General features: G+C 72.9%; 13 protein-coding genes. 2 read left to right on the top strand and 11 right to left on the bottom strand.

Annotated features, from left to right (window positions below):
* Window positions 1-938: tetratricopeptide repeat protein (locus RI554_06940; GenBank protein ID MDR9391750.1), on the top strand; the 938-nt coding region annotated here is incomplete at its 5' end.
* 17 nt (window positions 939-955) lie between these two features.
* Window positions 956-2,524, top strand: a complete 1,569-nt coding sequence (locus RI554_06935; GenBank protein MDR9391749.1) for an NFACT RNA binding domain-containing protein — start codon at window positions 956-958, stop codon at window positions 2,522-2,524.
* A gap of 125 nt (window positions 2,525-2,649) precedes the next feature.
* Here RI554_06935 and RI554_06930 read toward each other — a convergent pair whose 3' ends face one another.
* From RI554_06930 to nrdR, 11 genes are all read right to left on the bottom strand, one after another.
* A complete protein-coding gene (locus RI554_06930; GenBank protein ID MDR9391748.1) occupies window positions 2,650-2,865 on the bottom strand; it encodes a hypothetical protein in 216 nt (71 codons plus the stop codon).
* Window positions 2,862-6,221 carry an invasin domain 3-containing protein gene (locus RI554_06925; GenBank protein ID MDR9391747.1) on the bottom strand — a complete coding sequence of 1,120 codons (3,360 nt, stop codon included), beginning with the start codon at window positions 6,219-6,221 and terminating at the stop codon, window positions 2,862-2,864. The genes RI554_06930 and RI554_06925 overlap by 4 nt, the downstream gene beginning before the upstream one ends.
* A 189-nt stretch (window positions 6,222-6,410) precedes the next feature.
* The gene (fba, locus tag RI554_06920; GenBank protein MDR9391746.1) at window positions 6,411-7,349 is read right to left on the bottom strand and encodes a class II fructose-1,6-bisphosphate aldolase; all 939 of its coding nucleotides are present in this window, start codon (window positions 7,347-7,349) and stop codon (window positions 6,411-6,413) included.
* A 50-nt stretch (window positions 7,350-7,399) separates the two neighbouring features.
* The gene (gene mqnB / locus RI554_06915; protein ID MDR9391745.1) at window positions 7,400-8,095 is read right to left on the bottom strand and encodes a futalosine hydrolase; all 696 of its coding nucleotides are present in this window, start codon (window positions 8,093-8,095) and stop codon (window positions 7,400-7,402) included.
* Window positions 8,092-9,033 (bottom strand): signal recognition particle-docking protein FtsY, encoded by a 942-nt coding sequence (ftsY, locus tag RI554_06910; GenBank protein MDR9391744.1) that lies wholly within the window; start codon window positions 9,031-9,033, stop codon window positions 8,092-8,094. Before ftsY ends, mqnB begins: the two co-directional genes overlap by 4 nt.
* Window positions 9,030-10,655: a glutamate--tRNA ligase gene (gene gltX / locus RI554_06905; protein ID MDR9391743.1), complete on the bottom strand. Its 1,626-nt coding sequence runs from the start codon at window positions 10,653-10,655 to the stop codon at window positions 9,030-9,032. The genes ftsY and gltX overlap by 4 nt, the downstream gene beginning before the upstream one ends.
* 70 nt (window positions 10,656-10,725) lie before the next feature.
* On the bottom strand, window positions 10,726-11,535 hold the full coding sequence (locus RI554_06900; GenBank protein ID MDR9391742.1) for an undecaprenyl-diphosphate phosphatase: 810 nt from the start codon (window positions 11,533-11,535) through the stop codon (window positions 10,726-10,728).
* Window positions 11,536-11,636: 101 nt separating this feature from the next.
* On the bottom strand, window positions 11,637-12,026 hold the full coding sequence (gene rpsI / locus RI554_06895) for a 30S ribosomal protein S9 (protein MDR9391741.1): 390 nt from the start codon (window positions 12,024-12,026) through the stop codon (window positions 11,637-11,639).
* Entirely contained in the window at window positions 12,023-12,448 is a 426-nt protein-coding gene (rplM, locus tag RI554_06890) for a 50S ribosomal protein L13 (GenBank protein MDR9391740.1), read from the bottom strand. Before rplM ends, rpsI begins: the two co-directional genes overlap by 4 nt.
* Window positions 12,449-12,601: 153 nt before the next feature.
* A complete protein-coding gene (locus tag RI554_06885) occupies window positions 12,602-14,074 on the bottom strand; it encodes an RsmF rRNA methyltransferase first C-terminal domain-containing protein (protein ID MDR9391739.1) in 1,473 nt (490 codons plus the stop codon).
* Complete coding sequence (nrdR, locus tag RI554_06880; protein MDR9391738.1) at window positions 14,071-14,577, bottom strand: transcriptional regulator NrdR; 507 nt, start codon at window positions 14,575-14,577, stop codon at window positions 14,071-14,073. Before nrdR ends, RI554_06885 begins: the two co-directional genes overlap by 4 nt.
* Between the last annotated feature and the right edge of the window lie 154 nt (window positions 14,578-14,731).

The following is a 14,731-nucleotide window of genomic DNA, read 5'->3' as shown; positions in this document are numbered from 1 at the left end:
ACCGTCACGCCCGCCTCCGACAGCGCGTAGGAGGCGAGGTCGACGCCGCCGCCGACGCGTTCGCGCACGCCTGGGAGGGCGCCGGGGCACGCGACCGCGATGGGCTCCGTCGGCACTTCGCCGCCGCCCTCCTCGAGGTCGGTCGGCCGCGCGAAGCGGGCGCCGTCCTGGACGTCGCACCGCACGCTCCGGCCCGCGGGGAGGACCTGGCCTGGGAGCACGAACTGCGCGGGCGGGTCGACCTGGCGATCGGGAACCCCGGGCGGGCGCTCGAGCACCTCGACGCCGCCGCCGGGCACGCCCGCGACGTCGAGCGTCGGTTGGCGATCGCCACGTCGCGCGCCGACGCGCTCGCCGACCTGGGGCGGCCCGACGACGCCGCCGCGGAGCTGGACGCCGTCCGGGTGGACGCGCCGCACGACGAACGCGCCTACCTCGCGCACGAGCTCGCCATCCTGTACGTCGACGCCGACCGGCTCGACGAGGCCCGCGCGACCCTGGACGACCTGCTGAGCGACCCGGACTACCCGCACCGCGCCGACGCGCTCGCCGACCTCGCCGACGTCCACCTGCGGCTCGGGGACCTGCGCGCCGCGCAGGACGCCGCGGAACGCGCCCTCGCCGCCGGCGCGGAGGCGTCCGCCTGCCTGACGCTCGGGACGGTCGCGTTCGAGTACTTCGACCTGCACGACGCGGTCGCGTGGCTCGAGCGCGCCGTCGCGGCCGCCTCCGAGGGGGACCCGACGTGGCTGGCGGCGCAGCACGTCCTCGTCGACGCCCACGCACAACGCGGGGTGGCCGCCGCCCCCGACGTCGTCCGCCACGCCCGCGCGGCGCTCGAGCACGCCGACCCCGCCGGCGAGGACGCCGCCGCGCTCCACGCGGCGCTCGCCGCGGCCCGGCGGCAGCTCGGGGGGCGCGACCGGGTCGTGAACTAGGCGGCGGGTCGCCGGACGTGGAGGGGTTGCTGCTCGCCGACGTACTGGAGCGCCTCCGGGCGCGCCTGCCCGCGGGCCGGGGCGCGTGGCGCTTCCTCGACGCGCACACCCACCTGTTGCCCCTCGAGGGGGGCGCCGTGGTGTGGTTGGTCGACACCCTCCCGCACCCGCGCCTCGCGCTCCGAGACGACCTGCCCGACGCCGCCGGCGGGCCGCACACCGCCTTCCAGGCGCAACTCCGGGCCCGCGCCGCCGGCCCGCTCGTCGGGGCCGACCAGCCGGCGCTCGACCGCGTCGCCCACCTCCGCTTCGCCGCGGACGAGGGCTTCGCGCCGACGCCCCCCGTCACCCTCGTCGCGGAGCTCACCGGACGGAACGGCAACCTCATTCTGGTCGACGAGGAGGACACCGTGGTGGGGGCGTCGCGCCGCGTCGGGGCCGACGTCAACCGCTACCGCACCGTCGTGCCGGGCGCAACGTACGTGCCGCCCCCGCCGTACGCGAAGCCCGATCCGCGCACCCTTGCCCCCGACGCGCTCGCCGACCACCTGCGTGGCGCGACGCTCGCCGACCTCAAGCGTCGCCTCGACGGCGTCGGCCCGCAGGTGACCGACGCCATCCGGCACGCCGCCGACGTGCCCGCCGACGCGACGCTCGAGGGGGACGTCCTCGACGCCGTCGTCGCCGCGATTCAACGGGTCGCGGCCGACCCGTCGGCCGCCGTGGAGGCGGTGGGGGGGCGCCCCGACGTCGCGGACGCCCGGCGGGCGGAGCGGCGCGCGCGCGACCGGAGGGTGGTCGAGGCGGCCCTCCGCGACGACCTTCGGGTGGCCCGAAAGCGCGAGCGCGACGCGGAGAAGGCGCTCGCCGCCGCGGACGACGCCGACCGCCTGCGACGCGAAGCGGACCTGCTCCTCGCGCACGCGCACGCGGTGCCGGCCGGCGCGTCGCGCGTGACGTTGCCCGGCTTCGAGGGGGGTGACGTGACGCTGGACCTCGACCCGACCCGCTCGGCCCCCGCCAACGCCGAACGCCGCTACGACCAGGCCCGCCGGCGCGAAGCGCGGGCGGAGCGGGCGTTGGCGCACGCCGACGCCCGCGCTGCCGAGTTGGCGGCGCTGGAGGCGGACCTCGCGTCGCTCGACGCGGCGAGCGACGCGGATCTCGCTGCGCGCGCCGCGAAGCTGGCGAAGGCGAAACGGCCCGGGCCGCGGCTGCCCGGCGCGCGGTTCGACGCGCCGCACGGCTTCACGGTGGTGGTGGGGCGCAACGCCAAGGAGAACGACGCCGTCACGTTCCGGGTCGCCCGCAGCCTCGACGTGTGGCTCCACGCGCAGGGGTGGACGGGGTCGCACGTCGTGATCCTGGCCGGCGGTCGCGAGGTGCCGTTCGACGTCATCCTGTTCGCGGCGCAGCTCGCGGCGGGCTACAGCAAGGCGGCGGGGGGCGACAACGTCCCGGTCGACTACACGCTCCGCAAGCACGTGTGGAAGGTCAAGGGCGGCCCGCCGGGCGCGGTGCGCTTCACCCGACAGAAGACGGTCTTCGTCACGCCGGACCGGAATCCGGGGCGGCAGGAATCCTGAACGACGAAGCGGCGAACGCCGATCGTGGCGCGCATGGCGTTGGGAAAGGCGTGGCAGGACCGCACGCGAACGAGGGCCCCCGGGACGTCCGGGGGCCCTCGTGGGCGCGCGTGCGGACTCGGAGGTTAGTCGAGCGTGGGTGCCTCGTAGGTGAAGGCCACGTCGTCGCAGTCGCGCTCCGTGTCGTCGGGCTGCGGAACGGAGGCCGTGCACAGCGTGACGGTGCTGTCGACCGGAGGGGGGACGTTGTTCGCCCCTCCGGACAGTTTGTTGCATCCCGCGAGGATGCCGAGCGCGAACAGGAGGGTGGCGATGCGGAGCCAGGGAACACTGCGGGTCATCGGTCGCTCCTTTCGTCGAGGTCCAGCGTGAGCTCGAGGGTGTCCCCCGCGAGGAGGGGAGTGCGCGTGAAGCGGACACGCCAACCGGCCTCCTCGCGTTCGACGACGATGCCGTGGTTCGTGCGCTGTTCCGCGTTGGTGACGCGGAGTTCCCCGAGGGACCATGCGTCCTGAGGGGGCGTGTCGATCCAGACTTCTCGGAGGGGGCCTCCGGTTTCGTTGGTGAGGCTGGCGTCGAGGGTGACGCGCGTGCGGTCGCCCTCGATGCCGGCGTCGACCTCACCGCCTTCGATGCGGGCCCAGGTCGCGTCGGGGGGTTCGACGTCGGTCGGGGTGACGGTGATGGGACCGGCGATGGGCAGGTCGGAGGTGGTTTGGTTACGTTCGAGGCCTTGGAGTTCGACCACGTGGGGGACGCCGTTGCGGAGGTCGGTCCCGGCGGCATCGGGCGTGACGTGCAACGGCCCCCGTGTGCGTGGGGGGTCGGCGGCGATCCAGGGACCTTTGTCGATCCGGTAGCGGACGTTGGTGACATCGTCGGCGAGGGGTGCGAAGTAAAGCCAGGCCTCCTGGTCGCCTGGGACGGCGCGAAGGTCGTCGATCTCGCCGGTGAAGGTGATCGTGGTGGTTCGGGGACAGGCACCGGGGCATCGCGCGGTGAGGGTGGCCGTGCCAGCGCGTCTCGTAGGGGTGAGCGTGGCTTGGATGCGTCCTTCGCGGTTGGTTCGGCGTACGAGGGTGGGGGTCGCGTCGGGCCCGAGGCCTCCGGAGGTGGTGGTCAGCGTGATGGGTTCGCCGTCGAGTGGCGTGCCCTTTGCGTCGGTGAGGGTGACGGTGACGGTGGCGACGTCGGCGCCGTTGAGGAGGAGGGTCGTGGGGGAGACGCCGAGCGTCATGGCGACGTCGCGGACGGCGAGGTCGGTCGTGGAGACCTGGATGCCCTCGAGGGGGCCGTCCTCGCCGGTAGCCGTGAGGGTGACGTCTCGTCCGTCGGGTCCGCTGAGGCCGGTGTAGAACACGTCGGTGAAGGTGACGTGCGCCGTGCCGGCCGGAACGGTGACCTGGGGGGTCGTGGGGGCGCTGGCGTCCTCCGGATACGTGAGCAGGTCGCCGCCCTCGGCGCCGCCGTTCGCGACGAGCGTAAGGGTGCTTGGAGCTTCGGTATAGGCGGCGTCGCCCTCGGCGTCGGTGAGCGAGATGGCGACGTCGAAGGGGATGTTGCGGAGTTGCCGCGGGTCGAACCCGCCGACCCGAAAGGTGGCGACGTCGTTGCTGGCGGGCAGACAACGCTCGGGGGCCCACCGGGTGAGGGTGGGGGTGCCGTCGCGGCAGAGGGTCCAGGTTGCGTCCGCGGGCCCCTCGACGGCCGGGCGTCCGTTGGCAATGCTCCACCCGGCTTCGGTGAACGTCGCGTACGTTTGGAGGGTGGCCGTGGGCTCGCCGCGGGCGTTGCCCGTTACGGTGCCCGAGCCGATCGCGGGGGCGTTCGGATTGGTCGTTGTACTCCAGAACGCGTCGGTGACGGACACCGTCGAACCGTCGACCTTGCCCACGAGCGTCCCTGGTGTGCCACTCGTCGTCGTTAGGGGGCCGAGAACGAGAGCGCGACGAAGGTCGGCATCCTTATTGATATTGATATGCCCGATCAAGCCACCGACGTCCGTGACGGCGGTGGAGGTGGTCGGGCCGACGACGAGGACGTCGCGCATGGAGAGGGCGTCGGCGCCCTGGTAGTACGCGCCGACGAGTCCACCCGTCCCATCGCCGGATCCCTCACCCGAGACTTCGCCTTCGAAGAGCGTTTCCGTGATCGTAAGGGCTCCGTCGCTTCTACCGACCTCCCCAGCGACGCCACCGACCGAACCGGCGGTGCCCGAAACCTGTGCCACAATCCGCGCCCGATGGAGCTCCGTGGCTTCGGAAACGTCGCCAAAGGCGCCTCCGATCCCTTCCGTCCCGTGCACGAGTCCGTCGACGGTCAGATCGGAGAACACGAAACGTTTTGGATCGGTTTCTTTACCGTAAATCTGTCCGATGAGCCCGCCGACGCCCTTGGTGCCCTTGACCCACGCTGCAGGCGCAATCTCGACGTTCGTGACGTTGACCGTGTTCTCGTGATCATAGAGACGGCCAAACAGCCCACCGACCCGCCCAATGGGACTCGTCCCCTCGATATGGCCGGCAACGGTGACCCTGGACGCCCGTACGTTTGTGCTGTATGCGACATGGCCCACTAAGCCGCCAACATCACTTGTGCCTACGATCTCTGCATCGGCGTTGATGGAAATGTCTGTGAGTGTGATCGATGAGTCGGCGTAGCCGATGAGGCCGCCCGAGTCGCTGTCCCCGTCGACGGTTCCTGTGACCGTGACGTTCTCGAGGAGCGTCATCCCGCCATTTAGGTTGCCGATGATGCCACCGACTTTCGAGTTATCACCTATCTCCCCGTCTACGGTGATGTTCGTGAGGTACGTCTCGACCCCACTCGTGACATGGCCAACGACGCCACCGACGTTGTCGTCCGCATCGACGTCGGCGGTGGACGTCAAGGTGGCGTTCTCGATGGTGAGGAGATCCCCATCGTTCCGTCCCACGAAGCCGCCGACATCGTCTCCGCCTTCGGTATCTCCGTTCACGCGGACGTTCGTGAACGCGATCGTCGAACGCGACCGACCGACGACACCGCCGACACCATCCTTTCCTCGCACGTTAACTAGGACGTGCGAACGTTCGATGCGCGTCGGTCCTTGGGTGAACCCGAACATCCCACCGATTTCGTCAGCGGGGTTATTCGAATTGTCCTTGACGACTCCCGTCACCGTGACGTCTCGAACGAGAGCGATCTCGGTACTCGATACGCCTCCCGCAAGGCCGCCCACGCCGGGGGACGTGAAGCCGGCTTGCTCGATCCGTACGTCCTTGAGCGATAGCGATCGAATGGTTGCACCCTCGAGGCGGGAGAAGAGCCCGGCGTCGTTGACGGTGGACGAGCCATCGATGGTGAGATGCGTGATCGCGTATCCCTGCCCGTGCAGCGTCCCGGTGAAAGGGACGACGTCGGTGGAGCTCGCGGCCCAGCCGATCGGAATCCAGTCGGTGCCCGAGAGGTCGACGTCGTTCGTCAGGCGATACGTTCCGTCCATCGGACAGGTCGATCCGATCGCTTCGAGGTCGGTGCGGGAGGTGACGTCGTAGGCCCCATCCGTCGCGCTGGGGAGAGGACAGGACGTGGCCTGGGCCACGCCTCCGAGCACACCCAGGAGGATGAACGCCAGGAGGCGGAGTCGCCCGGCGAGGGGGACGGGGTTCGATACGGGGGTGCGCCAGTGGTACGCCTTCGCCTTCGAATTCCTCATGCGTGAGAGGATACACACGCACCTTACGAAGTCATTTCCGACATGGAGGCCGCTGACGAGGTCCGTGGCCGCAGAGGACGAGGCGAGTGACGTCTGCACGGAGCGACGTCGTGGTCCCAGCTCAGCACCGTCCCTGCGTGTGACGCCTCCACGAGCGACGACGCGCGCCCCGTACGGAGCCAAAGTCGCTCAGCCGGCGGTCCAGCCGTCCGCCCGGCCGCTCGAGCCGAACACGTCCATGCGGGCCTCGACGACCGCGCGCATCTCGTCCCGGGCGGGCCCCAGGATCTTGCGGGGGTCGAACTGGCCGGGGTCGTCGCGCAGGACCTCGCGGACGCGGGTCGTGAAGGCGAGGCGGAGGTCGGTGTCGGTGTTGATCTTCGCGATGCCTTCGGTGACCGCCTGACGGACGTCGTCCTCGTGGATGCCGCTCGCGTCGGCCAGCTCCCCGCCGGCGGCGTTGAGGCGGCGGACGAGGTCGTCGGGGACGCCGCTCGCTCCGTGCATGACGAGGGGGTGGGGGAGGCGCGCGGCGATGTCGCGAATGCGGGCGTGATCGATGTACGGCCGGCCGCTGCCCTTGTTCGCGCCGTGCGACGTGCCGATCGCGACGGCGAGGTAGTCCGCCCCGCTGCGCTCCATGAAGCGCTGCGCCTCGTCCGGCTTCGTGAGGATGGCGTCCTCTTCCGCGACGACGACGTGCTCCTCGACGCCGCCCAGGCGGCCGATCTCCGCCTCGACCGTCACGCCGACCGCGTGCGCGGCCTCGACGACGCGGGCGGTTTCGCGGACGTTGACGTCCTCGTCCTCGTGCGACTTGTCGATCATCACCGACGTGAATCCCAAGCGGATCGCGCGGAGGCACGAGGCGTACGAGGAGCCGTGATCGAGGTGCACCGCGACGGGCACGCTGGCGCTGCGCGCCATCTCGATCACCAGCTTGGGGAGCTCCGCCCCGCCATAGTTGAGGCCGCCCTCGGAGAGGGCGATCAGGACCGGGCTGCGCTTCGCCTCCGCCGCCTCCACGATCGCTTGCGTGATCTCCATGTCGTTGGTGTTGAACGCGCCGACGCCGTACTGGTCGCGGCGGGCGGCGGCGAGGATGTCGCGTCCGGGAACGAGAGCCATGGGAGAAGCATACCGTAGGCCCGGACCCGGTCCGGGGCGTGCGTCGCCGCTCAGGCGGCGCGGAGCGCGCCACGCAGGGCGGCGGCGGCGCCCCGCACCGCGGCGGCGAGCTCCCACTGCGCCTTGTCGCGCACCCCCGCGACGTTCGCGATGCCGCGCACCTCCGCGAACGGCACGCCCGCCGCGGCGCACGCCACGGCCACCGCCACGCCCTCCATCGATTCGACCGCCGCGCCCGACCGGGCGGCGCGGTCGGCGGCGACGTCCAGGTCGCCCGACGCCGCGTCGCTCGTCGCGAACGGTTCCGGCGGGAGGCCGGCGGCGGTCGCGAGCGCCTCGCGCCAGGCGGCGTCGGTCGGCACGGGCGTCGCGCCGGGGAGGGGGAAGTCGACGTCCGTCATCGGGTCGATGCGGGCGCCGCCCGCCGAGGCGTGCGTCGCGACGCCGACGTCCAGATCGACCTCGCTGGCGGCGGCGACCGTCGCGCCGACCGGCAGGAACGCCCCGACGTACGCGCCGGCGACGCCGACGTGCAGGACGGCGGCGGGGGCGTACCGGGCGACGTGCGCGGCGACGCCGGCCGCGGCGGCGGCCTTCCCGACGCCGGTGGCGACCAGCACCACCGGGCGGCCCTCCAACCGACCGGCGCGGCCGCCGCCGACGTCGCGGGCGCCGTCGAGGGCCGCGTCGAGCGGCGCGAGTTCGGTCGCCGTAGCGGCCGCGATCAGGAGCGGCGCGTCGCTCACGCCGCGCCTTCGTCCGCGCCGAGCAACGCACGGACGAACGCGGCGGCGTCGTACGGCTGCAGGTCGTCGGCGGACTCGCCGACCCCGACGAACGTGATGGGGACCCCGAGCTCCCGCACGATCGGCAGCAGCACCCCGCCCTTCGCGCTCCCGTCGAGCTTCGTGACGATCACGCCGGTCAGTCCGACCGCGTCGTGGAAGCGCCGCGCCTGCTGCAGGCCGTTCTGGCCCGTCACCGCGTCGAGCACCAACCACACGTCCTTGGGTTCCCCCGGGTCCGCCTTGCCGATCACCCGCTTCACCTTCTTGAGTTCCTCCATGAGGTTGTGCTGGGTGTGCAGCCGGCCGGCGGTATCGAGGATCAACAGGTCCTGCCCCCGCGCGACGCGCGCGGCGGCGGCGTCGTAGGCGACGGCGGCGGGGTCGCCGCCGTCGGGCCCCACGTGCGTCGGGATGCCCAGGCGCTCGCCCCACACCCCCAACTGCGCCGACCCGGCCGCGCGGAAGGTGTCGCCCGCCGCGAAGGCGACGCGTCGGCCGGCCTCCTGGTAGTACCGCCCGAGCTTCGCGATGGTGGTGGTCTTGCCGACCCCGTTGACGCCGACCACCATGACGACGTGCCCGGCGGGTTCCACCCGGTGGCGGGCGACGTCGAGGTCGAAGCCGACCCGACGCAGGGTCTGGCGGCGGCGGTCCGGCTCGAGCTGGTCGAGGAGCGCCGTCTCGAGCGCTTCGTGGACCGACGTGCCCGCCTCGCGTTCGCGTTTCGCTTCCGCGACGACGTCGGCGGCGATCTGCGCCCCGACGTCGGCGGCGACGAGCGAGAACTCGAGGTCCTCCCAATCGACGTGCGCGCCGGTCGCGAGGTCGCGGACGTCGGCGGTGAGCACCTCGCGGGTCTTGCCGAGCCCGCGCTTGAGGCGATCGAACCAACTCACGCGTCGTCGGCCTCGGCGGGGGGCGCCTCCCCGCGCCGCGCGGCGGCCTCGGCGCGGGCCTTCGCGATCGCCGCCTCGCGCTTCGCGCGGGCGGCCGCCTCCGCCGCCTCCGCCGCCGCCTCCGCGGCGGCCTCCGCGGCCGCGGGGTCGTCGTCGGGCAGCGACGCGGTCATCTCCCCGAGCGCCCGCCCGATGCGGCGCAGCACCCGCTCACGCCCGAGGATCACGACGAGGTCGGTGACCGACGGGGCGTTCACCGTGCCGGTCAGGGCCGCCCGGAGCGGCATCAGGACCGCCGGTTTCTTGATTTCGCGCGAGCGCACGTAGCCGTCCAACAGCTCGTCCACCGCGTCCTCGTCGAAGAAGTCCAGCATCGAGAATTCGCGCTCGAGGTCCTCGAGCGCCTGTTGGCCCGCCGCGATCTTCTTGCGGGCCTCGGGATGGATCGCGAACGCGTCGTCGGGGAGGAAGAAGTAGTCGGCTGCGTCGACGAGTTCCTGCAGCGTCTCGGCGCGCGGGCGGAGGACGTCGATCACGTCCAGCAGGTAGTCCTCGTCCTCCCAGGCGTAGCCGGCGTCCTCGAAGCGCGGCTCGAGGCGGTCGGCGAGCGCCTCGACGCTCAGGACCTCGCGCAGGTAGTGCGCGTTGAGGTGCCGCAACTTCTTCAGGTCGAACACCGGTCCACCGAGCGTGATGCGTTCGGGGTCGAACTGCGCGACGAAGTCGTCGAGGGAGAACACCTCCCGCCCGTCGGGCAGGTGGAACCCCATCGTCGCGAGGAAGTTCAGCAGCGCTTCGGGCAGGATCCCCTGCTCGCGGTACGAAGCGACGCTCGTGTCGAGCTTGCGTTTGCTGATCTTCGTCTTGTTCGCGTCGGGGTTGCGCAGGAGGGGAAGGTGCACGAAGACCGGTTCGGTCCACCCGAACGCGCGGTACAACAGCGCGTGGATGGGGGTGCTGGTCACCCACTCCTCGGCGCGCAGGACGTGCGTGACCTCCATCGCGTGGTCGTCGACGACGTTCGCGAAGTGGTAGGTGGGGTAGCCGTCGCTCTTGATCAGGACGGGGTCCTTGATCTCGGCGTTGGGGATGGTGACGTCGCCGCGCAGCAGGTCACGGAAGGTCGTCTCGCCGTCCGTGGGGGTGCGGAGGCGCACGACGTGCGCTTCGCCCGCCGCGGCGCGGCGCTCCTGCTCGTCGCGCGGCAGCGACGCGCCGCGCCCGTCGTACCCGAGCGGCCACCCCCGCCGCTTCTGCTCGGCGCGCATCGCGTCGAGCTCGTCGGCGGTTTCGAAGGCGCGGTACGCCGCGCCCGCCTCGAGCAGCGCGTCGATGCGTTCGCGGTAGGTCGCGAGGCGTTCGCTCTGTCGGTAGGGGCCGTTCGGCCCCCCGATCTCGGGACCCTCGTCGGGTCGGATGCCGAGCCACTCGAACATCGCCAGGATGCCCGCTTCGGCGTGGGCGTCGTAGCGTTCGCGGTCGGTGTCCTCGAGGCGGAAGACGAACCGCCCGCCGTGCTTCTTGGCGAGCGCGTAGTTGAACAGCCCGACGTAGGCGGTGCCGACGTGCGGGTCCCCGGTGGGGGAGGGCGCGATGCGGGTGACGACGCTCATGTCGGGCACTCCTTCCAAGCGCACCAGGATAGCGCGCGGCGGGGGGCGGCGCCGTCGCGCAGCCCGGGGGCGGGGCCGATCACGCGACCACCCCGCGCAGCAGGGTCAGGCCGGCGACGGCCCACAAGTACGGAGCGAACCAGCGGAAGCGTCCGCTGCGCAGCAGCCGGAACAACCACGCGAGGGCCGCCCATCCGGTGACGAACGACGCGAGCGTCATCCACGCGATCGCGCTCCAGCCGAGCTGCGCGTCACGCACCTCGCCGATCCCGAGCAGCGCCACGCCGAACGACGCGACGAGGTAGAGAAGGAACGAGAGGCGCGCCGCGAGGGCGGCGTCGACGTCGCGCCACAACAGCGCGACGATGGTGCTGCCCGAGCGACTGATGCCGGGCACGACCGCCAGCCCCTGCGCGAGGCCGGCGACGAGCGCGTCGCGCGGCCGGAGGTCGCGGGGGCGCGAGCGCGCCCCGCGCGCGGGGGCGGTCCAGAGGATCGCGCCGGTCGCGATCAACGCCACCGAGACCGGCGTCGCGGCGTTGAGGACCTCGAACACCTCGCGCAGGGTGAGGCCGATCAACGCCGTCGGGATGGAGCCGAGCAGCACGAGGAGCGCCAGGTGCCAGCCGTCCTCGCGGCGCGCCTCCGCCGACGTGAGGCCGCGCAGGAACCCGCTCAGGGCCCGCCACACGTCGGCGCGGAGCGCGACGAGGACGGCGAGGAAGGTCCCGGTGTTCGTGGCGATGTCGATCGCGAGCGCCAACGACTCGCCGTGTTCGGCGAAGCCGAACCAGGTGGCGGCGAGCACGAGGTGCCCGGAGCTCGAGATCGGGAGGAACTCGGTGAGGCCCTGCACGACGCCGAGGATGACGGCCTGGAGGTCGGCCACGGGGGTCCCTTCGTCTCAGGTGCCCGCGTCGGGGCGGGCGACGTGCGACGCCGGTCGGTGGCGGACCACCGACCGGCGCACGGGTCACGCGGTGGCCCGGCTCAGCGCTTGCTGAACTGCGGGGCGCGCCGCGCCTTCTTCAGGCCGTACTTCTTGCGTTCGATGACGCGGTCGTCGCGGCGCAGGTGGCCGGACGTCTTGAGCAGGTCGCGGTAGGCGGGGTCGACCTCGAGGAGGGCGCGGGCGACGCCGAGCTTGATGGCGTCCGCCTGGCCCGACGGGCCGCCGCCCTTGACGGTGATGACGGCGTCGAAGCGGCCGGCGGTGTTCGTCGCCTTGAGCGGCTCGAGCGCCTGCACGCCGACGAGGATGCCGCGGAAGTACTCCTGGAAGTCCTTGCCGTTGACGGTGATCTTGCCGGAGCCGGGGCGCAGGAACACGCGCGCGACCGCCTCCTTGCGACGTCCGGTGCCGTAGTACTGATCCATCATCCGACCTCCAGAGGACGGGGCTGTTGCGCCTGGTGCGGGTGCGTGGCGCCGGCGTAGACCTTCAGGCGGCGCAGGAGGCGACGCCCGAGGCGGTGCTTGGGGAGCATCCCCCACACCGCGCGACGGATCACGCGGTCGGGGTGCTTGGCCAACATGTCGCGGGCGGAGGTTTTCTTCAGGCCGCCCTGGTAGCCGCTGTAGCGGGTGTAGATCTTCTGGTCGAGCTTCGCGCCGGTGAACGTGACCTTGTCGGCGTTCACCACGACGACGAAGTCGCCGCCGCCCTGGTGCGGGGAGAAGGTCGGCTTGTGCTTGCCGCGCAGCACCTGCGCGATCTGGGTGGCGAGGCGCCCGACGGTCTGGCCCTCGGCGTCGATGATCACCCAGTCGTGATCGAGGTCGTTTTCGAAGTAGGTCTTCACGTGCCTCACGTCCTTCGGTTGAGTGGGCGGCCACGGGGGCGCCGGAGGGGCCGGTCGCAGTCGCGTCGGTGACGATCGGGGGACGACCGCTGCGCGTAGGCCGACGAGTAGCCTAGCACGCGCCTTTCCGGCGCGACAACCGCCCGTGCGCCGTCAGGGCGACGTCCGCCGCAGCCCCTTCGGCCGCAGGTTCCGCAGGCGGGGGCCGGAGAGGCGGCCCCACCCGAGCGGCGCGCCGAGCACCTCCACCCGCGCGTACCCGTCGCCCGGGTCGCCGCCGGGATGCAGCGTGACGCCGGGGTCGTCCCGCGACGCCTCCTCACCCGCCAGCCAGCGGCGGACGGTGGGCCCGTCGGGATCCAGCGTGACGCGGCGCCGCACGTCGGCCGGGGGGCTCGCCATCGCGAGGGCGTGCGCCGGTTCGAGCCGGCCGCGGCGCACGGTGCCGAGGGGCAACCCGCGCCGCAGCACCGGGAGGCCGGCAAGGCGCTCGAGGAGGTCGGGGTCGGCGTCCGCCCACAGGCGTTCCCCGACCGCCGTCGGGGCGACGTCGGCCCACGCGCCGCCGTTCAGCGTTGCGCTCACGAACCGCGTCCACGCGTCGCGCGCCGCGCGGTCGAGGGGGGGCGGGGGCCCCGCCGCCGGTCGAGGGGGCGGGGCGCCGTCGCGCACGAGGCGGACGACGACGTGCCCGTCCCCCGGCGCGCGGTGCGGCCAGAGGCGCGCGACCGCGTCCGGCGGGAGCGGCCCGTCGGGTGCGACGTCGCCGGGGTCGCTGCCGGGCAGCGCGAGGGCGTCCGCGCGCAGGTCGGGCCGGGTGCGGAGGAGGCGTTCGACGACCGCTTCGTTCTCCTCGCGCGCGAAGGTGCACGTCGCGTACACGAGGCGGCCGCCGGGCGCGAGGAGGCGGGCGGCGGCGTCGATCAGGGCGTCCTGCCGCGCGGCGCAGGTGCGGACCGTGGCGGGCGACCAGTCGCGGCGCGCCGCGTCGCTCTTCGCGAACATCCCCTCCCCGCTGCACGGGGCGTCGAGCAGGACCGCGTCGAAGTGGCCGGCGAGCCGGTCGGCGAGGTCGGCGACGCTCACCTGCGTCACGACGGCGTTCGCGACCCCGAACCGCTCGAGGTTCCGCGCGAGGGTCGTGACCCGCTCGGGGTGCACCTCGTTGGCGAGGAGCGTGCCGCGCCCCCGGAGGGCCGTCCCCAACGCCGTCGCCTTGCCGCCGGGGGCGGCGGCGAGGTCCGCGACGCGTTCGCCGGGTCGGACGTCGAGCGCGGCGGCGGGCGCCGTCGCGGCGGGGTCCTGCAGGTAGTACGCCCCCGCGTCGTGCAGCGGGTGCAGGCCGGGACGCGCGCCGTGCGCGTCCAGCACCGCCGCGTGGGGGGTCCAGGGGAGCGGCGTCAGGGTCCAGCCGGTCCGTTCCGCGAGGGTCGCGAGGTCGATGCGGTCCGGATGCACCCGCAGGCCCGCCGCCGGGCGGCCCTCGAGGTGGCTGCGGACGGCGTCCGCCGCGTCGTCCCCCAGCGTCGCGCGGAGCCGCTCGAGGAACGCCGCGGGGACCTTGGCCTGGGGCGCACCGCCGGACGCCGGGGTGCGCCGCGCGCGGCGGGGCCGGCGGCCGCTCAGGCGTCGCCGTCCTCGTCGCGGGCTTCGGCGACCTTCGCCTCGACGGCGGCGTCGATCTCCGGGTCGCCGCCCAACTGGCGGATCTCCTCGATGAACCGTTCGACCGAATCGAAGTCGCGGTAGACGCTCAGGAAGCGGATGTAGGCCACGTCGTCGAGGTCCTTGAGGAACGCCAGCGTCCGCCTCCCGATCTCTTCGGCCTCGATGCGGGCGGTCTGCACGGCGTCCTCGAGGCCGTAGGCGAACTCCCGCAACTGCTTTTCGGTGACGGGGCGCTTGTTCGTCGCCACCCGCAGCTTCTCCAGCAGCTTGTCGGGCGCGAACGCTTCGACCTTCCCGGAGCGCTTGCGCACCATGAGCGCTTCGAGCTGCGTACGTTCGTAGGTCGTGAAGCGCCGGTGGCAGTCGCCGCATTCGCGCCGCCGGCGGATGGCGTGCCCGTCGTCGGAGGGGCGCGAGTTCACGACCCGCGTGTCGTTCGACGTGCAGTGCGGGCACTTCACGGCGTCACCTCCGGACCCCGTCCGCCGCGACCCACGCCGGGCCGTCGGGCGCGTCCCAGGCCGCGTCGGCGCTCGGTGCGTCGTCGTCGTCCCAGGGGGCGTCGGACCCGTCGTCGGTCGCGTCCGCGTCGTCCACGTCGTCCGCGTCGGCCTC

The sequence above is a fragment of the Trueperaceae bacterium genome, assembly GCA_031581195.1.
In the GTDB taxonomy this organism is placed as follows: Bacteria; Deinococcota; Deinococci; order Deinococcales; family Trueperaceae; genus SLSQ01.
The sequence above is the reverse complement of the archived record's forward strand: the minus strand, read 5'-3'. Positions and strand labels throughout refer to the sequence as shown.

Excerpts from the sequence above, each read along its gene's own strand:
- RI554_06930 (MDR9391748.1), bottom strand. The coding sequence starts at position 2,865 with ATGACCCGCAGTGTTCCCTGGCTCCGCATCGCCACCCTCCTGTTCGCG.
- RI554_06925 (MDR9391747.1), bottom strand. The coding sequence starts at position 6,221 with ATGAGGAATTCGAAGGCGAAGGCGTACCACTGGCGCACCCCCGTATCG.
- fba (MDR9391746.1), bottom strand. The coding sequence starts at position 7,349 with ATGGCTCTCGTTCCCGGACGCGACATCCTCGCCGCCGCCCGCCGCGAC.
- rpsI (MDR9391741.1), bottom strand. The coding sequence starts at position 12,026 with ATGATGGATCAGTACTACGGCACCGGACGTCGCAAGGAGGCGGTCGCG.